Consider the following 17166-nt stretch of genomic DNA (forward strand, 5'->3'; position numbering starts at 1 on the left):
CTGGCGCATCAGCCGCATCGGTACGGGTGCCGGTGAGAGCGTCGTCGAAAAATCCACCTTCGTGCTGCCGCGCTGACGGCGAGGAGAACCCCATGTCCACAGTGAATCCTGATTCCGCCTGGCGCGAGCCCATGGTGTGGCTGGTGGTCGGCGGCCCGGCGGCTGTCGTCGTCGCCAGCTTCATGACGCTGGCGCTGGCGCTCAAGCATCCCGATCCGCCGCTGGACCTGCGCGCCACGTCGCACCAGGCGGCGGACGACGTCGAGCCGGCCGACGTGCGGGCGCAGTCCGGCGACGTGCCGGCGATGCTGGGCCGCAATCACGCCGCGACCGGTCCGGCCGGGGTCAAGCGGTGATCGGCGGGCCTGGCCCCTCGCGCATCGCGCGCTTCGCGATGGCGGTGGCTTGGTCGTCCTTCCTCGCGGCCGGCGTGATGGAGCTGCTGGTGTTCGCCGTGGTCGACCCGGGTGACCTGCGCTGGTTCGGCGCCACCCCGCTGGACCTGCCGGCCCAGGCCATCTACACGATCAGCTTCTTGATCTTCTGGGGCGTCGCGGCGCTCGGCGCCAGCCTGGCGTTGCTGCTTGCCTGCCTGCCGGTGGACGACGTCAAGCCTGCGAGTCGCGCGCCGGGCTGGCCGCGCTAGCCGTCGCGACGACGCGTGCGTGCCGGTCGTGGGTCCAGTAGGCCCATGCCCAGTCCAGCAGCACGACGAAGCGGTTGCGAAAGCCGATCAGGAAATACACGTGGGCAAACAGCCAGAACAACCAGGCCGGATAGCCTGAGAACCGCAGCGGCCCCGCCGGGGTGCCGAGGTCGACGACGGCACTATTGCGGCCTATGGTGGCCAGGTTGCCGTAATCACGGTAGCGGAACGGCTGCGTGGCCTCGCCGCGCAGGCGGCGCAGCAGGTTCGCGGCGGCCTGCCGGCCCATCTGCTTGGCGCCGGGTGACACGCCCGGCACGGCCTTGGGCTCCCGGCCCGGCACATGGCTTTGCGCGGCGGCGAGGTCGCCGATGACCTGGATGGCGGGGAAGCCCGGCACGCTCAGGTCGGGCTCGACGACGACGCGGCCGGCGCGGTCCAGCGTGCAGCCGGTGGCTTGCGCCAGCGCGCGGCCCAGCGACGACGCGGCAACGCCGGCGGCCCAGACGATGCAGCGGCTGTGCAGGCGCTCGGCCCCTGCGGCAGTCGCGATATCCAGCCCTTGCGCATCAATGCCGGTCACGCGGGCGCCGACCCGCACCTCCACGCCGAGCGCGGCCAGTTGCTCGCGGGCGCGCTCGCTCAAGGCTTCGGGCATGGCCTGCAGCACGCGCGGGCTGCCTTCCACCAGCAGCACGCGTGCCTGGCGCGGGTCGATGCGGCGGAATTCGCCGGGCAGGGTGTGTCGCGCGATCTCCGCGAAGGTGCCGGCCAGCTCGACGCCGGTCGGCCCACCGCCGATGACCACGAACTGCAGCAGCGCCGCGCGCCGCGCAGGGTCTTCCTCCCGCTCTGCGGCCTCGAAGGCCAGCAGTACGCGGCGCCGGATCTCGAAGGCGTCCTGCAGCGTCTTCAGACCCGGTGCGAAGGCGGCCCAGTCGTCGCGGCCAAAGTAGCTGTGCGTGGCCCCGGCAGCGACGATGAGGTGATCCCATCGCAGCAGGGCGCCATCCATCAGCTCAGCCGTCCGGCCCTTGGCATCGATGGCGACGACCTCGCCCATCAGCGTCGTCACGTTGCGCTGGCCGCGGAACAGGTGGCGGATGGGTGCCGCGATGGACGGCGCCGACAACCCCGCCGTGGCCACCTGATACAGCAGCGGCTGGAAGAGGTGATGGTTGGTCTTGTCGACGACGGTGATGTCGACGTCGGCGGCGCGCAGGGCGCGCGCCGCCTCCAGGCCGCCGAAACCGCAGCCGATGATGAGGACTTGGGGACGCATGGCCCCATCCTACGCCTGGTCATGCTGCACTGCAGCATCGACCTGCCGACTCCGGGGCGGGGCCGCAGGGCATCGGGACGCAGAAGGCGGCCTGCTCCTACGCGGGCGGCGAGACCGGCATCCTAGGATGCTCGCGTCCGCGCGCGCTCAGTTCGATGCCCCAACACCTCCTAGCCACCACCCCCGCGCTGACCGCCACGACCGCGCCCCCGTCTTCCCCCGACTCGGCCTGGCAGCGCCAGCGCGGCGGCAAGCTGCGCGGCCTGTCCTTCCATCAATGCCTGCTGGCAGCCTTTCTGCTCATCACCGCGGTGCTGGGCGGCGCGGCGGCGCAGGCGATGCTCGCGCTGGAGCATGTCGCGCTGCAGGGCCGGCAGGCCTCGCAGGACGCCGCAGCCTTGACGGCCCAGGTGCAACGCCTGGCCGAGCGCACCGTGGCCATGGAGCGCAGCGCGCGTCAGTTCCTGGTGCTGGACGATGCCAGCCTGCGCGACCGCTATCAGGCCGCCTGGGCGGACGCTCGCGCGACGCAGGCCGCACTGGCCGAGCTGATGGGCGACGCGGTCGCGCAGTCCTTGCTTGCTGAATGGGTGACCCAGGCCGGGAGCGCCTGGGAGGTGCTGCAGGGCCCCGGCCTGGCCCGTGCCCGTAGCGCCGCACTGAAGCGGCTGACGCCGTTGTTCGCCCGCCTGCACCGACTCAACGAGTTGTTGACGGAACACAGCCAGCAGGCCATGGACCGCCGCAGCGATGCCGTGCTGGCGGAGCTGGAGCAGCAGCGCAACCTCATCAGCGGCCTGGTGCTGGGGGCCATCGCGCTGGCCGGCCTGCTGGCAGTGGGGTTCGGCCACTGGCTGCTGCGGCCGCTGGCCCATGTGGAAGCCGTCATCGGCCGGATGGGGGACAACCGCTTCGACGAGCCCATCGCCATCGGCGGCCCGGCCGACCTGCGCCGGCTCGGCCGCCAGTTGGAATGGCTACGCCAGCGGCTCGCGACGCTGGAGTCCGACAAGACGCGTTTCGTCCGCCACATCTCGCACGAGCTGAAGACGCCCATGGCCTCTATCCGCGAGGGTGCGGCGCTGCTGCGCGATGGCGTGGCCGGGCCGCTGACGCCGGACCAGACCGAGATCGTGCGCATCCTCGGCGACAACAGCATGGCCCTGCAGCGCCAGATTGAGGACCTGCTGCGATACCAGACGCTGGCGTCGAACTCGCAGCAATTGCAGCGCCGCGCCACCGACCTGCCGGCGCTGCTGGGTCGTGTCGTCGACGACCAGCGGCTGCTGTGGCAGGCGCGCGGGCTGGACGTGCGTGTGCAGGCTCAACCCTGCACGGCAGTCATCGACGGCGAGAAGCTGGGCATCGTCCTCGGCAACCTGCTCGTCAATGCGGTGCGATTCAGTCCGCCCGGCGGGCGCATCACGCTGGCCCTGGGGCAGGGCGATGGCAAGCTTCGCATCGACTGCCTGGATGACGGCCCCGGCGTGGCACCCGAGGATGCCGCGCGCATCTTCGACCCCTTCTACCAGGGCGGCAACCAGGTGCCCGGCGCGCGCCGCGGCAGCGGCATCGGCCTGTCCATCGTGCGCGAGATCGTGCAAGCCCATGGCGGCAACTGCTGCCTGCTGCCCGCCGAGCGCGGCGCCCATTTCCGGATCGAGATTCCCCATGCGACTTGAGCGACGACTGCCTGCACTGGCCTTGATGCTGCTCCTGGCGGCCTGCCAGACGCCAGCACCGGCCCCCGAGCCGGCGCCCCCGCCGCCCCAGCCGGTCTGCCCGGCACCGCCGCCTGCGCCGCCGCAGGCCGAGGCGTCGCTGGAGGCGGTGCTGGCCTATGCAGAGGACCTGCGCAAGGCGTTGGCCCTGAGCCAAGGGCGCAGCGGCGCCGAGCTGGCCCAGGCCGCTGCGCAACTGGAGCTCGCCGCCAACGCGACCGAGCCGCTGTCCGAGCCCCTGCGGCCTCTGGCGGCCCTGCTGGCCGCTCGACTGGCCGAGCAGCGTCGGCTGCAGGACAACGTCGACAAGCTGACCCAGCAACTGCGCGACAGCCAGCGCCGCAACGAGCAGCTCAACGAGAAGCTGGAGGCGCTCAAGGCCATCGAGCAGACCCTGCCCGGCAAGCCGGGCGCACCGCGATGAAGGAGGGCAGGGCATGACCACGCAAGCCACCATCCTGCTGGTCGACGATGACGCCGACTTGCTGCGCCTGATGACGATGCGGCTCAGCGCCGCCGGTCACACGGTGCAGGCGGTATCCAGCGCCGAGGCTGCGCTGGCCCACCTGGCCGTGCGGCTGCCGTCCCTCGTCATCACCGATGTGCGCCTGCCGGGCATGGACGGCCTGGCCCTGTTCGACGAGGTGCGCGCCCGCCATCCGTCACTGCCCGTCATCCTGCTCACGGCCCATGGCAGCATTCCCGACGCGGTCGAGGCCACGACGCGAGGTGCCCATGCCTACTTGACCAAGCCCTTCGACGGTCAGGAACTGATGGCCAAGATCCACCGCGCGTTGCTTTTCAACGCGTCCGCTCCCGGGACCTTTGATGGTGATGGCGCATGGCGCAGCGAGATCATCAGCCGCAGCCCGCGCATGGCTGAGGTGCTGGCGGAGGCCCGGTTGGTGGCGGCCACCGACGCCAGCGTGCTGATCTCGGGCGACAGCGGCACGGGCAAGGAGCTGCTGGCGCACGCCATCCACAACGCCAGCCCGCGCGCGACGCGGCCCTTCGTCGCCGTGAACTGCGCGGCCATTCCCGAGGCGCTGCTGGAGTCCGAGCTGTTCGGCCACGTGAAGGGGGCCTTCACCGGCGCACAGGGCCACCGTCAGGGCCTGATCCCCGCCGCGCACGGCGGCACGGTCTTCCTCGACGAGATCGGCGACATGCCGCTGGCCCTGCAGGTCAAGCTGTTGCGCGTGCTGCAGGAGCGTGTCGTGAGGCCGGTGGGCAGCAACGAGACGGTGGCGGTGGACGTGCGCGTGCTGTCCGCCACCCACCGCGACCTGGAGCTGGCGATGGCGGAGGGGCAGTTCCGCCCCGACCTCTTCTACAGGCTCAACGTCGTCAAGCTCAGGTTGCCGCCGCTAGCCGAGCGGCGTGAGGACATCGCGCTGCTGGCCCAGCACTTCCTGCTGGCGCTGGCGCAGCGGCACCGCAAGCCGGTCAAGGGCTTCGCGCCCGATGCGATGGAGGCGCTGGTCACGGCGCCCTGGCTGGGCAATGTGCGCCAGCTCTACAACGTCGTGGAGCAGGTCTGCGTCCTGGCCACGGCGGCACTGGTGCCGCTGGCCCAGGTGCAGCGCGCGCTGCAGATGCCGGCGGCCCAGGTGCTGAACTACCAGCACGCCAAGCAGCGCTTCGAGCGTGACTACCTGAACCAGTTGCTCAACCTCACCTCCGGCCATGTCGCCGAAGCAGCACGGCTGGCCGACCGCAACCGCACCGAGTTCTACCGCCTTATGCAGAAGCACGGGCTGGATCCGCAGCTGTTTCGCACCGATCCCTGACGCGCTGGGCGTTTTGCCGATTGCATTGGCGCCAATGCAAGATGGCGGCATGGACACTAAACCTGAACCGGGCCTGGGCGAGCTGCTGAGCCATGTGGGCGAGCTGATTGAGGTCGTGGGCCGAAAGTAGCGCTTCAGGGTCCTCTGCCGCGACGAGCGCGAGGTGATCGGCGAAGGCACGCACGAGCGCTTCGTCATCGACGCCGCGCGGTTCTTGCAGAAGGCGGCGGAGAAGGCCGGGCCACCGGGGGGCGTCTGATCCTGGCGACAAAAAACTGTCAGACAAATCAAGCACTTAGGTCTCTGCGCCATGAAGCTGTCGCCGCCTGGCGACAAATAACAGGCGTTGACTGGCCACGGACGTCTCACCGCACCGCGAAGCGCGTCCCAAGTGCTTGATTCTCAAAGGGAATCTGGAGCTGGCACAGCCCTTGCGCTCAGGGGGCTCGTGGTGCCAACCCGGCGCCGCGTTTGATTCACGCATCTTCAGGAGATCTGCATGCAACAAGCATCCACCATGGCCCGTCTGCTGTCCGCCGCCCTGATGGCGACCGCCGCCACCGCCTCTTTCGCCGCCGAGCCCGCCAATGCGCCCGCCCAGCAGGTCGCGCAGGCCAGCGACGACGCCGCCGTCGCAGCCCAAGCCGCCGCCGCCTTGCAGCAGGACAAGGATCTGCAGGCCCTGCCGCTGACCGTCAGCAGCGCGGGCGGCGGCGTCATCGTGGTGAAGGGCGCCGCACCCAACGCGGAATTGGCCCAGAAGGCCATTAAGCTCGCCCAGGCCGTGCCGGGCGTGAAGGAAGTGCGCAACGAGATCAAGGTCGGCTGATCCCCCCAGCCCCTCGGTCCCGAGGCCCTGCGCGCCCCCGCAGGGCCTTTTCGTGAGGGCACGGGCTCTGCAGCCCGGGCCCGTACGGGCCCCGCTCAGCGGCAAGACCGGGTGAGGGGAATCGGTGTCAGCAGTGGCTGTTGTTGACCAGCGCCTCCAGGCCCGCCTGGTCGAGGATGCGCAGCTGGCGCTGCTTCACCTCCATCAGCCCATCCTCCTGGAACTTGGAGAAGGTGCGACTGACGGTCTCGAGCTTGAGCCCGAGATAGCTGCCGATCTCCTCGCGCGTCATGCGAAGCACGAGGCTGGACGACGAGAAGCCGCGCGCCTGCAGCCGCTGCGTCAGGTTCAGAAGGAAAGCCGCGAGGCGCTCCTCGGCTCGCATGTTGCCCAGCAGCAGCATGACGCCGTGGTCGCGCACGATTTCGCGGCTCATGATCTTGTGGAACTGGTGCTGCAGCACCGTGAACTCGCGCGACAGCTCTTCCAGGTCGCGGTACTGGATCACGCACACGGACGAGTCCTCCAGTGCGACGGCGTCGCAGTGGTGGTGGTCGCTGCTGATGCCGTCCAGCCCCAGCAACTCGCCGGCCATCTGGAAGCCGGTGACCTGATCGCGGCCATCCTCGCTGCCGACGCAGGTCTTGAAGAAGCCGGTGCGCACGGCGTACAGCGCTTCGAAGCGGTCGCCGTTGCGGAACAGGTGGTCACCGCGCGGCACGCTGCGGCGCTTTTCAACCAGACCGTCCAGCTTCTGGAGCTCGCCAGGGTTCAGGCCCACGGGCAGGCAGAGCTCGCGAAGGTTGCAGCTTGCGCAGGCGACGCGAAGCGGCTCAAGCGGGGTGGCGCTGGGTTGCCCCGGCATGTCGGGAGAGATCGGCACGCTCATCGGACGAGGCAGTGGGGTCAGCATGAAAGGCATTGTTTGCGGCGGGACCCGCTGCGGCATTGACCTGGATCAACGCCCGGGCCTGTTCAGGCCGGCACAGTGGCAACATGACTGCTGTCACAGACCGCCCCATCGATGCCGACCTGCTGCGCCGCCACGACGTTGCCGGTCCGCGCTACACGTCCTATCCCACGGCCGACCGCTTCGTCGAGGCACACCAGGCGCCCCAGCATCTGCAGGCGCTTCGCCAGCGTGGCACGGTTCAGCCGCTGTCGATCTACGTGCACATCCCGTTCTGCGAGCAGCTCTGCTACTACTGCGCCTGCAACAAGATCATCACCAAGCACCACGAGCGCGCCCAGCCCTACCTGGCGTCGCTGGAGGTGGAGATGGATCTCGTCGCCGAGGCCGTGGGCGGTCCGGCGCCGGTGTCGCAACTGCACCTGGGCGGCGGCTCGCCCACGTTCCTGTCGGACGCCGAGCTGACGGCGCTGATGGACGCCTTGCGCAAGCGCTTCAAGCTGCTGCCGGGCGCCGAGCTGTCCATCGAGGTGGACCCGCGCACGGTGGATGCCGCGCGGTTGGCGCACCTGCGCACCTTGGGGTTCAATCGCCTGTCCTTCGGCGTGCAGGACTTCGATCCCGCCGTGCAGAAGGCCGTGCACCGCGTGCAGCCGCTGGAATCTGTCGCGGCGCTGATGCGCGCGGCGCGCGACCTCGGCTTCGCCTCCATCAGCGTCGACCTGATCTACGGCCTGCCGCTGCAGACGCCGACGTCGTTCGCTCGCACCATCGCGCAAGTGGCCGAGCTGCGGCCGGACCGCATCGCGATGTATGCCTACGCCCACCTGCCGCAGCGCTTCAAGCCGCAGCGCCGCATCGTGGCCGAGTTGCTGCCCCCGGCCGGCGACAAGCTGGGCATGCTGTCCGGTGCGATCAGCGCGCTGCTGGGCGAGGGCTACACCTACATTGGCATGGACCACTTCGCGCTGCCCGACGACCCGCTGGCCGTCGCCAAGCGCCAGGGCCTGCTGCACCGCAATTTCCAGGGCTATTCGACCCAGCCCGACTGCGACCTCGTGGGCCTGGGCGTGTCGGCAATCAGCCGAATCGGCGCCACCTACGCGCAGAACGCCAAGACCTTGCTGGAGTACGACGACGCGCTGCGCCAGCGCCAGTTGCCCATCCAGCGCGGCCTGGCGCTGACGCGCGATGATCTGCTGCGTCGCGCGGTGATCATGGCGCTGATGTGCCAGGGGCGGCTGGAATTCGAGTCCATCGCGGCGTCCTACCTTGTCGACGTCCCGCGCTATTTCGCGGCCGAGATGGAGCGACTGGTTCCGCTCGAGCAGCAGGGGCTGGTCGTCATCGAGCCGGACGCCATCCAGCTCACGCCGCTGGGCTGGTACTTCGTGCGTGCGGTCGCGATGGTGTTCGATCGCTACTGCCAGACCGACGCCAGCCGCGAGCGTTTCTCCAAGATCCTTTGAGGCCCATCGGGTGGATGTCGCGCTGATCGCCTCCGCCGCATTGATGGGGCTGGCTGGCATGCCGCACTGCGCGGCCATGTGCAGCGCCCCTTGCGCGCTGGCGGGTGGCCAGCGGCCGGTGAAGCTGCTGGCCGGGCGGGTGCTTGGCTACACGGCGGGTGGGGCCATCGTGGCCGCCTCGGCCGAGGCGCTGGCCCGGGCTTCACAGAGTGCCGCGGTGCTGCAACCGGCCTGGGCGCTGCTGCAGGCGGCCCTGCTGCTGCTGGGCCTGACGCTGCTGGTGCGCGGCCGCATGCCGGTCTGGCTGGGCGCGGTGACCTGGCGCCCCAAGCCGAGCCATGCCTTCGCCACCGGCATGGCCTGGGTCATCATGCCCTGCGGGCTGCTGCATGCAGCGCTGCTGTTGGCGGGCCTGTCCGGCTCGGTGGCGGGTGGCGCGGCGACCATGGCCGCATTCGCGCTGGCCAGCACGCCCGGACTCGTCGTGGCGCCGCTGTGGCGCGCGCGGCTGCTCAAGCGTGGTGCGGGTGGAGAGATGCTGGCCCTGCGCCTGGCCGGCCTGGCCCTGGTGCTGGGGGCGGCCTGGGCCTTGGGTCATGGGGTTTGGCAGCGGGTCATGTTGGCCTGCTGACGCGGCAAAATCGCCGCGTTTCGTTTTCCTCTCTCTCGTCTCTTTGCGAAAGCTCCAAGCCATGTACCAACACATCACGGTGCCCGAAGGCGGCCAGAAGATCACGGTCAATGCCGACTTCTCGCTCAACGTGCCCGATCAGCCGATCATTCCCTACATCGAAGGCGATGGCACCGGCCTGGACATCACACCGGTCATGTTGAAGGTGGTGGATGCGGCCGTGGCCAAGTCCTACGGCGGCCAGCGCAAGATCCACTGGATGGAGATCTACGCCGGCGAGAAAAGCACTCGCGTGTACGGTCCCGACGTGTGGCTGCCGGCGGAGACGCTGCAGGTGCTGAAGGACTACGTCGTCTCCATCAAGGGCCCTTTGACCACGCCGGTCGGTGGCGGCATCCGCTCGCTGAACGTCGCGCTGCGCCAGGAGCTGGATCTCTACGTTTGCCTGCGTCCGGTGCAGTACTTCGACGGCGTGCCCAGCCCCGTGAAGGAGCCGCACAAGGTCGACATGGTGATCTTCCGCGAGAACTCGGAGGACATCTATGCCGGCATCGAGTACGAGGCCGAGAGCGACAAGGCGAAGAAGCTCATCAAGTTCCTGCAGCAGGAGATGGGCGTCACGAAGATCCGCTTCCCCGAGACCTCGGGCATCGGCGTCAAGCCGGTCTCACGCGAGGGTACCGAGCGCCTGGTGCGCAAGGCCATCCAGTACGCCATCGACAACAACAAGCCCAGCGTGACCATCGTGCACAAGGGCAACATCATGAAGTTCACCGAGGGTGGCTTCCGTGACTGGGCCTATGCGCTGGCACAGAAGGAGTTCGGTGCAGAGCCCATCGACGGCGGTCCGTGGTGCCGGTTCAAGAACCCGAAGACGGGCAAGGACATCACCATCAAGGACAGCATCGCCGACGCCTTCCTGCAGCAGATCATCCTGCGACCGGCCGAGTACAGCGTCATTGCCACGCTGAACCTGAACGGCGACTACATCTCCGACGCGCTGGCCGCACAGGTGGGCGGCATCGGCATCGCACCGGGTGCCAACATGAGCGACTCCATCGCCATGTTCGAGGCCACGCACGGCACGGCGCCAAAGTACGCCGGCAAGGACTACGTGAACCCCGGCTCCGAGATCCTGTCGGCCGAGATGATGTTGCGTCACATGGGCTGGACGGAGGCTGCCGACCTCATCATCAGCGCGATGGAAAAGGCCATCCTCAGCAAGAAGGTCACCTATGACTTCGCGCGCCTGATGGACGGTGCGACCCAGGTGTCGTGCTCCGGCTTTGGCCAGGTCATGATCGACTGCATGTGAGGCCCAGGCGCCGGCCGTGCGTGATCAGGTCGCGCGGCGCCGGCGCCACGCCACGAACAGCAGGCCCAGCGCTAGCAGGGCCGGGGCCGTCGGCTCGGGCACGGGTGCGGCCTGCACGGACCAGGACACCGTGCCGTAGCCGGAGCCAATGCCGGCATGCACGCCGTCGTTCAACGGACCGCCGCTGGACGCGGACAGCATGAAGTCAGGCTGGGTGCCGGCGCTGTAGACGCAGCCGTAGCGCAGCAGGCCACAGGTCGGCGCGCTGTAGCGGCCGCCCAGCGCCCAGTCGACCAGCTCGCCGTCCGCGAAGCGCAGGGTGGCGATGCTGGCGTTGCTCACGTCGAAGTGGGTGCCGAACCATTCGAAGTTCAAGGCCTGCGTGGACAGCCCCATGACCAGATTGCCGACCTGACCCGAGCCGCCGACCGGCATCAGGGCGTCATCGAAGCTGAAGCTGCCCTGGCCCACGGTGCCGATGGCGTAGAAGTCGGAGCTGGCGTTGGTGCTCGTGATGCTGAAGTTCACCGTCACCGTGGCGGCTTCGGCGGTGCTGGGGGAGGCGAGGGTGGCAATGAGCAGGCCGGTCGTTATGGCGAGGGCGGCCAGTTGCTGGAGGGGACGGGTCATCGAGGGGCTCCTGGGGCGAGGGGTTTCATGGTCGGCCCGCGGCGCCAGCGGCCTGCGAACCGAGGCGGTCTCGACGACCGCGGGCACGCAGTCTCCGCAAACGGGGCCTCCCCGCCATCGCCCGAAAGCACCATGGCCCGCCCGGTGAAGAGCCACCCGCTCGCGGGGCGGGCCAGTGGCCGGTGACCCGCCACTGGCCCGGTGCCGGGCGGCCATGAAATGAAAAAGGGGCGCCCTTTGGGCGCCCCTGTCGACCTGCGGAGGCGGACCCGTCAGCCCAGCGACGCCAGAGCGGCGTTGAAGGTGGCGCTGGGGCGCATGACCTGGTCCAGCTTGGCCACGTCCGGCAGGAAATAGCCACCGATGTCGGTCGCCTGGCCCTGCACGGACTTCAGCTCGTCAGCAATCTTGGCTTCGTTGCTGGTCAGCGTGGCGGCCACCGGCTTGAAGCGTGCGGCCAGTTCTGCGTCCTCGGTCTGCGCGGCCAGCTCCTGCGCCCAGTACAGCGTCAGGTAGAAGTGGCTGCCGCGGTTGTCGATCTCGCCGGTCTTGGGGCTGGGGCCCTTGCCGTTGTCCAGCAGCTTGCCGGTGGCAGCGTCCAGCGTCTTGGCCAGCACCTTGGCCTTGGCATTCTTGTTCTTGATGCCCAGGTCTTCCAGACTCACGGCCAGGGCCAGGAATTCACCCAGCGAGTCCCAGCGCAGGTGGTTTTCTTCCACCAGTTGCTGCACGTGCTTCGGGGCCGAGCCACCGGCGCCCGTCTCGTACATGCCGCCACCGGCCATCAGCGGCACGATGGACAGCATCTTGGCGGAGGTGCCCAGCTCCATGATGGGGAAGAGGTCGGTCAGGTAGTCGCGCAGGATGTTGCCGGTGGCGCTGATGGTGTCCAGGCCGCGGATGACGCGCTCCAGCGTGTAGCGCATGGCACGCACCTGGCTCATGATCTGGATGTCCAGGCCGTTGGTGTCGTGCTCGTGCAGGTACATCTTGACCTTGCGGATCAGTTGCGCCTCGTGCGGGCGGTAGCTGTCCAGCCAGAAGACCACCGGCATGCCGGAGTTGCGCGCGCGGTTGACGGCCAGCTTGACCCAGTCGCGGATGGCGGCGTCCTTGACCTGGCACATGCGCCAGATGTCGCCCTGCTCGACGGCCTGGCTCAGCAGCACCTCGCCGGTCTCCAGGTCGGTGATGTTGGCGACGCCGTCTTCGGTGATCTCGAAGGTCTTGTCGTGCGAGCCGTATTCCTCGGCCTGCTGGGCCATCAGGCCGACGTTGGGCACCGTGCCCATCGTGCGCGGATCGAAGGCCCCATGCCACTTGCAGAAGTTGATCATCTCCTGATAGATGCGGGCGAAGGTCGACTCAGGCATCACCGCCTTGACATCCTTCAGGCGGCCATCGGCGCCGTACATCTTGCCGCCGCTGCGGATCATGGCCGGCATGGAGGCGTCCACGATGATGTCGTTGGGCGAGTGGAAGTTGGTGATGCCCTTGGCCGAGTCCACCATGGCCAGCTCGGGGCGGTGCTCGTGGCAGGCATGGAGGTCGCGCTTGATCTCCTCTTGCTTGCTGGCCGGCAGGCTGGCGATCTTGGTGTAGAGGTCCACCATGCCGTTGTTGACGTTGACGCCGAGTTCATCGAACAGCTTGGCGTGCTTCTCGAAGGCGTCCTTGTAGAAGATCTTCACGCAGTGGCCGAACACGATGGGGTGGGACACCTTCATCATCGTGGCCTTCACGTGCAGCGAGAACATCACGCCGGTCTTGCGTGCGTCCTCGATCTCCTTTTCGTAGAAGGCCAGCAGTGCCTTCTTGCTCATGAACATGGAGTCGATGACCTCCCGGTCCAGCAGCGAGACCTTGGGCTTCAGCACGATGGTCTTGCCGCTCTTGGTGATGAGCTCCATCTTCACGTCGCGGGCGCGGTCCAGCGTCAGCGACTTTTCACCGTGATAGAAGTCGCCGGCGTGCATGTGCGAGACGTGCGAGCGCGAGGCCTGGCTCCACTCGTCCATGCGGTGCGGGTTCTTGCGGGCGTATTCCTTGACGGCCTTGGGCGCGCGGCGGTCGGAGTTGCCTTCGCGCAGCACCGGGTTCACGGCCGAGCCGATGCACTTGTTGTAGCGGGCCCGGATGTCCTTCTGCTCGTCCGTCTCGGGCTTCTCGGGGAAGTCGGGGATCTTGTAGCCCTTGTCCTGCAGCTCCTTGATGGCGGCCTTCAGCTGGGCCACCGAAGCGCTGATGTTGGGCAGCTTGATGATGTTGGCCTCGGGCTTGAGCGTCAGCTTGCCCAGCGCGGCGAGGTTGTCCGTCACGCGCTGATCTTCGCTCAGCAATTCCGGGAACTGGCCGAGGATGCGGCCGGCCACCGAGATGTCGCTGGTGACGACATCGATCCCAGCCTGTGCCGCAAAGGCCTTGACGACGGGCAGAAGCGAGGCCGTGGCCAGGCGGGGCGCTTCATCGGTCAGGGTGTAAACGATCTGGGTCTTGTCGGCAGTCATGAAATCTTCCGGTAAAGGTTCAATCCGTGCGGCGCAATGCAGCAGCGCGCCGGCACGCAGGGCATGAACTCTAGCAAGCCGCCCCCGCACTTTGCTGACGAGGAATTGCCGCGGCGGCAGTTCGCCCGCGCGATGGGCAAGACAAAGCCCCGCGGCCGGCCGGCTCACGGGGCTGCGGGGTGGGGGGTCTCAGGAGGCTAGCGGCTGCGGCTCGGCGGCGCGCGCAGCGGCCTCCATGGGCGTGATGTTCTGCGCCAACTGACCCTTGGGGCCCTGCACCAGCTCGAACTGCACCTGGCTGCCCTGCTTCAGCGTCCGGAAGCCTTCCATCTGGATCGCCGAGAAATGGGCGAAAACGTCATCGCCGCCGGCATCCGGCTCGATGAATCCAAAGCCCTTGGCATCGTTGAACCACTTGACTTTGCCCAGTGCCATCGTTTTGTCTCCGTTGTTGTGGCACCTCCCAGCGGAGGCGGACACGGATTTTGGTAGCGCAAAAATCAGCGTCAATTCGGGACCTTCCCGCCCGGGTTCACCCTGGGATGGCTTGCAATTCCAGCACTCGCCGCCAACTGCCCGCGGTCGGCGAGGAGATAACCCTCGTCGATAGAATCGTTCCATGCCTGTGCTGTCCGTTTTTTCACCGCGAAACCAGTCGGTCCCGCCCCCGCCCACCCCCCCTCTGAAGCCGGGCCGGGACGAGGGCGAAGGTGCGGTCGTCGTCGAGCGCCAGACCCAGAAGACCGAGCCGCCGCGGCTCTATCAGGTGCTGCTGCTGAACGACGATTTCACGCCGATGGAATTTGTCGTCATGGTTCTGCAGGAATTTTTCCGCCATGACCTCGATACGGCGACGCAGATCATGCTCAAAATCCACCACGAGGGTCGCGGGGTCTGCGGTGTCTTCACCAAGGACGTCGCCGCGACCAAGGTGGAGCTGGTTTCGGCCGCCTCCCGGCGAGCTGGCCACCCCCTGCAGTGCATTATGGAGGCCGCATGATTGCGCAAGAGCTTGAAGTCAGTCTGCACATGGCGTTTGTCGAAGCGCGTCAGCAGCGGCACGAATTCATCACCGTCGAGCACCTGTTGCTCGCGTTGCTCGACAACCCCAGCGCCGCCGAGGTGCTGCGCGCCTGTGCCGCCAACCTGGACGACCTGCGCAAGAGCCTGACGCAGTTCATCAAGGAAAACACGCCCATGGTGGGCGGCAGCGACGAGGTGGATACCCAGCCCACACTGGGCTTCCAGCGCGTCATCCAGCGCGCCATCATGCATGTGCAGAGCACCGGCAGCGGCAAGAAGGAAGTGACCGGTGCCAACGTGCTGGTCGCCATCTTCGGCGAGAAGGACTCCCACGCCGTCTACTACCTGCACCAGCAGGGCGTCACGCGCCTGGATGTCGTCAACTTCATCGCCCACGGCATCAAGAAGACCGACCCGGAGCCGCCCAAGAATCCGGAGGGCCAGGGGCCTGGCGGCCAGGAAGGTGAACGCGAGGAAGGCGAGGGCGGTGCCGCCAAGGCGTCGCCGCTGGAGCAGTTCACGCAGAACCTGAACCAGCAGGCCAAGGACGGCAAGATCGACCCGCTGATTGGCCGCGAGGCCGAGGTCGAGCGCGTCGTGCAGGTGCTGTGCCGCCGCCGCAAGAACAACCCGCTGCTGGTGGGCGAGGCAGGCGTGGGCAAGACGGCCATTGCCGAAGGTCTGGCCTGGCGCATCACCGAAGGTGAGGTGCCCGAGGTGCTGTCCGACGCGATCGTCTATTCCCTGGACATGGGTGCGCTGCTGGCGGGCACCAAGTACCGCGGCGACTTTGAGCAGCGCCTGAAGGCCGTGCTGAAGGCACTCAAGGAGCAGCCCAACGCCGTGTTGTTCATCGACGAGATCCACACGCTGATCGGCGCTGGTGCCGCGTCGGGTGGCACGCTGGATGCGAGCAATCTGCTGAAGCCCGCACTGTCCAGCGGCGCGATGAAATGCATCGGTGCCACGACATTCACCGAGTACCGCGGCATCTTCGAGAAGGATGCGGCCCTGAGCCGTCGCTTCCAGAAGGTGGACGTGGCGGAGCCGTCGGTCGAGCAGACCATCGAGATCCTGAAGGGTCTCAAGAGCCGCTTCGAGGAGCACCACTCCGTCAAGTACGCCCTGGGCGCGCTGCAGGCCGCGGCCGAGCTGTCTGCCAAGTACATCAACGACCGCCACCTGCCTGACAAGGCCATCGACGTCATCGATGAGGCCGGCGCAGCACAGCGCATCCTGCCCAAGAGCAAGCAGAAGAAGACCATCACCCGTGCCGAGGTGGAGGACATCGTCGCCAAGATCGCGCGCATCCCGCCCGCCTCGGTCAACAGTGACGACCGCAGCAAGCTCAAGACGCTGGACCGCGACCTGAAGAGCGTCGTCTTCGGCCAGGACCCGGCCATCGACGCGCTGGCCGCTGCCATCAAGATGGCCCGTTCGGGCCTGGGCCGGCCCGACAAACCCATCGGCAGCTTCCTGTTCAGCGGCCCCACCGGCGTCGGCAAGACCGAGGTGGCCAAACAGCTCGCCTACATCCTGGGCATCGAGCTGATCCGCTTCGACATGTCGGAGTACATGGAGCGCCACGCCGTCAGCCGCCTGATCGGTGCACCTCCGGGCTACGTGGGCTTCGACCAGGGCGGCCTGCTGACCGAGGCCGTCACCAAGAAGCCGCACGCCGTGCTGCTGCTGGACGAGATCGAGAAGGCCCACCCGGACGTCTTCAACGTGCTGCTGCAGGTCATGGACCACGGCACGCTGACCGACAACAACGGGCGCAAGGCCGACTTCCGCAACGTCATCATCATCATGACGACGAACGCGGGCGCCGAAGCGCTGAACAAGTCCACCATCGGCTTCACGACCCAGCGCCAGCAGGGCGACGAGATGGTCGACATCAAGCGCCTGTTCACGCCGGAATTCCGCAACCGGCTGGACGCCATCGTGTCCTTCCGCCCGCTGGACGAGGAGATCATCCTGCGCGTGGTCGACAAGTTCCTGCTGCAGCTCGAAAGCCAGCTCCAGGAGAAGAAGGTCGAGGTCAGCTTCTCGGACGCGCTGCGCAAGCAGCTCGCGAAGAAGGGTTTCGACCCGCTGATGGGCGCACGGCCGATGCAGCGCCTGATCCAGGACACCATCCGTCGCGCGCTGGCCGACGAGCTGCTCTTCGGCCGCCTCGTGGATGGCGGTCGCCTCAGTGTGGACGTGGACGACAAGGGCGAGACGGTGCTGGATATCCAGCCCAGCGCCAAGCCCAGCAAGGATGGCAAGCCGAAGGCCGAGCCGGCAACGGCCTGAGCTTCGCTAACTAGCAAAGAAAGCGGCCCGCGGGCCGCTTCTTCTTTGGGGACGATTCACGGCGGCGGAAAAGCGGTGAAAAGGTAGCATGCCGAGCATCTCTTTTTTCGTCACC

The 17166-nt window shown here is 67.7% G+C and carries 16 protein-coding genes; 11 read left to right on the plus strand and 5 right to left on the minus strand.

Features of this window, described 5'->3' with window-relative positions:
• Window positions 1-92 precede the first annotated feature (92 nt).
• Window positions 93-356 (plus strand): hypothetical protein, encoded by a 264-nt coding sequence (locus tag VGF12_RS02335; RefSeq protein WP_331174437.1) that lies wholly within the window; start codon window positions 93-95, stop codon window positions 354-356.
• Window positions 353-646, plus strand: coding sequence for a hypothetical protein (locus tag VGF12_RS02340; protein ID WP_331174438.1), 294 nt, complete (start codon window positions 353-355; stop codon window positions 644-646). The genes VGF12_RS02335 and VGF12_RS02340 overlap by 4 nt, the downstream gene beginning before the upstream one ends.
• Here the strand turns inward: VGF12_RS02340 and VGF12_RS02345 are convergent.
• Complete coding sequence (locus VGF12_RS02345) at window positions 609-1928, minus strand: NAD(P)/FAD-dependent oxidoreductase (RefSeq protein WP_331174439.1); 1320 nt, start codon at window positions 1926-1928, stop codon at window positions 609-611. The two genes, VGF12_RS02340 and VGF12_RS02345, sit on opposite strands and share 38 nt — an antisense overlap.
• A 155-nt stretch (window positions 1929-2083) precedes the next feature.
• Here VGF12_RS02345 and VGF12_RS02350 point away from each other — a divergent pair, with 155 nt between their 5' ends.
• From VGF12_RS02350 to VGF12_RS02365, 4 genes are all read left to right on the plus strand, one after another.
• A complete protein-coding gene (locus VGF12_RS02350) occupies window positions 2084-3610 on the plus strand; it encodes a HAMP domain-containing sensor histidine kinase (protein ID WP_331174440.1) in 1527 nt (508 codons plus the stop codon).
• Entirely contained in the window at window positions 3600-4073 is a 474-nt protein-coding gene (locus VGF12_RS02355; RefSeq protein WP_331174441.1) for a hypothetical protein, read from the plus strand. The genes VGF12_RS02350 and VGF12_RS02355 overlap by 11 nt, the downstream gene beginning before the upstream one ends.
• 13 nt (window positions 4074-4086) lie before the next feature.
• Window positions 4087-5439, plus strand: a complete 1353-nt coding sequence (locus VGF12_RS02360; RefSeq protein ID WP_331174442.1) for a sigma 54-interacting transcriptional regulator — start codon at window positions 4087-4089, stop codon at window positions 5437-5439.
• 499 nt (window positions 5440-5938) lie between these two features.
• Entirely contained in the window at window positions 5939-6268 is a 330-nt protein-coding gene (locus VGF12_RS02365) for a BON domain-containing protein (protein ID WP_331174443.1), read from the plus strand.
• 127 nt (window positions 6269-6395) lie between these two features.
• Here the strand turns inward: VGF12_RS02365 and fnr are convergent, their stop codons facing one another.
• Window positions 6396-7133 carry a fumarate/nitrate reduction transcriptional regulator Fnr gene (gene fnr, locus VGF12_RS02370; protein WP_331174479.1) on the minus strand — a complete coding sequence of 246 codons (738 nt, stop codon included), beginning with the start codon at window positions 7131-7133 and terminating at the stop codon, window positions 6396-6398.
• A 131-nt stretch (window positions 7134-7264) separates the two neighbouring features.
• Between fnr and hemN the strand changes: the two genes are divergently transcribed.
• From hemN to icd, 3 genes are all read left to right on the plus strand, one after another.
• Window positions 7265-8647, plus strand: coding sequence for an oxygen-independent coproporphyrinogen III oxidase (gene hemN / locus VGF12_RS02375; RefSeq protein WP_331174444.1), 1383 nt, complete (start codon window positions 7265-7267; stop codon window positions 8645-8647).
• Window positions 8648-8657: 10 nt separating this feature from the next.
• Window positions 8658-9278 (plus strand): sulfite exporter TauE/SafE family protein, encoded by a 621-nt coding sequence (locus tag VGF12_RS02380; protein ID WP_331174445.1) that lies wholly within the window; start codon window positions 8658-8660, stop codon window positions 9276-9278.
• Window positions 9279-9339: 61 nt separating this feature from the next.
• Complete coding sequence (gene icd / locus VGF12_RS02385; RefSeq protein WP_331174446.1) at window positions 9340-10593, plus strand: NADP-dependent isocitrate dehydrogenase; 1254 nt, start codon at window positions 9340-9342, stop codon at window positions 10591-10593.
• Window positions 10594-10617: 24 nt separating this feature from the next.
• Here icd and VGF12_RS02390 read toward each other — a convergent pair whose 3' ends face one another.
• The 3 genes from VGF12_RS02390 to VGF12_RS02400 all read right to left on the minus strand — a co-directional run bounded on the left by VGF12_RS02390 (window position 10618) and on the right by VGF12_RS02400 (window position 14165).
• A complete protein-coding gene (locus VGF12_RS02390) occupies window positions 10618-11223 on the minus strand; it encodes a PEP-CTERM sorting domain-containing protein (protein WP_331174447.1) in 606 nt (201 codons plus the stop codon).
• A gap of 272 nt (window positions 11224-11495) precedes the next feature.
• Entirely contained in the window at window positions 11496-13730 is a 2235-nt protein-coding gene (locus tag VGF12_RS02395; RefSeq protein ID WP_331174448.1) for an NADP-dependent isocitrate dehydrogenase, read from the minus strand.
• Window positions 13731-13919: 189 nt separating this feature from the next.
• Complete coding sequence (locus VGF12_RS02400) at window positions 13920-14165, minus strand: cold shock domain-containing protein (protein ID WP_331174449.1); 246 nt, start codon at window positions 14163-14165, stop codon at window positions 13920-13922.
• Window positions 14166-14349: 184 nt separating this feature from the next.
• Between VGF12_RS02400 and clpS the strand changes: the two genes are divergently transcribed.
• Together clpS and clpA are read left to right on the plus strand one after the other, a co-directional pair.
• Window positions 14350-14730 (plus strand): ATP-dependent Clp protease adapter ClpS, encoded by a 381-nt coding sequence (gene clpS, locus VGF12_RS02405; protein ID WP_331174450.1) that lies wholly within the window; start codon window positions 14350-14352, stop codon window positions 14728-14730.
• On the plus strand, window positions 14727-17051 hold the full coding sequence (clpA, locus tag VGF12_RS02410) for an ATP-dependent Clp protease ATP-binding subunit ClpA (RefSeq protein WP_331174451.1): 2325 nt from the start codon (window positions 14727-14729) through the stop codon (window positions 17049-17051). Before clpS ends, clpA begins: the two co-directional genes overlap by 4 nt.
• The last annotated feature ends 115 nt before the right edge of the window (window positions 17052-17166 follow it).

Source organism: Roseateles sp. (assembly GCF_036404855.1).
In the GTDB taxonomy this organism is placed as follows: Bacteria; Pseudomonadota; Gammaproteobacteria; order Burkholderiales; family Burkholderiaceae_C; genus Pelomonas.

What these genes read in the sequence shown, in the direction of transcription:
- VGF12_RS02335 (WP_331174437.1), top strand. Translation starts at nt 93, where the DNA reads ATGTCCACAGTGAATCCTGATTCCGCCTGGCGCGAGCCCATGGTGTGG.
- VGF12_RS02345 (WP_331174439.1), bottom strand. Translation starts at nt 1,928, where the DNA reads ATGCGTCCCCAAGTCCTCATCATCGGCTGCGGTTTCGGCGGCCTGGAG.
- VGF12_RS02350 (WP_331174440.1), top strand. Translation starts at nt 2,084, where the DNA reads ATGCCCCAACACCTCCTAGCCACCACCCCCGCGCTGACCGCCACGACC.
- VGF12_RS02355 (WP_331174441.1), top strand. Translation starts at nt 3,600, where the DNA reads ATGCGACTTGAGCGACGACTGCCTGCACTGGCCTTGATGCTGCTCCTG.
- VGF12_RS02360 (WP_331174442.1), top strand. Translation starts at nt 4,087, where the DNA reads ATGACCACGCAAGCCACCATCCTGCTGGTCGACGATGACGCCGACTTG.
- VGF12_RS02365 (WP_331174443.1), top strand. Translation starts at nt 5,939, where the DNA reads ATGCAACAAGCATCCACCATGGCCCGTCTGCTGTCCGCCGCCCTGATG.
- fnr (WP_331174479.1), bottom strand. Translation starts at nt 7,133, where the DNA reads ATGCCGGGGCAACCCAGCGCCACCCCGCTTGAGCCGCTTCGCGTCGCC.
- hemN (WP_331174444.1), top strand. Translation starts at nt 7,265, where the DNA reads ATGACTGCTGTCACAGACCGCCCCATCGATGCCGACCTGCTGCGCCGC.
- icd (WP_331174446.1), top strand. Translation starts at nt 9,340, where the DNA reads ATGTACCAACACATCACGGTGCCCGAAGGCGGCCAGAAGATCACGGTC.
- VGF12_RS02390 (WP_331174447.1), bottom strand. Translation starts at nt 11,223, where the DNA reads ATGACCCGTCCCCTCCAGCAACTGGCCGCCCTCGCCATAACGACCGGC.
- VGF12_RS02395 (WP_331174448.1), bottom strand. Translation starts at nt 13,730, where the DNA reads ATGACTGCCGACAAGACCCAGATCGTTTACACCCTGACCGATGAAGCG.
- VGF12_RS02400 (WP_331174449.1), bottom strand. Translation starts at nt 14,165, where the DNA reads ATGGCACTGGGCAAAGTCAAGTGGTTCAACGATGCCAAGGGCTTTGGA.
- clpS (WP_331174450.1), top strand. Translation starts at nt 14,350, where the DNA reads ATGCCTGTGCTGTCCGTTTTTTCACCGCGAAACCAGTCGGTCCCGCCC.
- clpA (WP_331174451.1), top strand. Translation starts at nt 14,727, where the DNA reads ATGATTGCGCAAGAGCTTGAAGTCAGTCTGCACATGGCGTTTGTCGAA.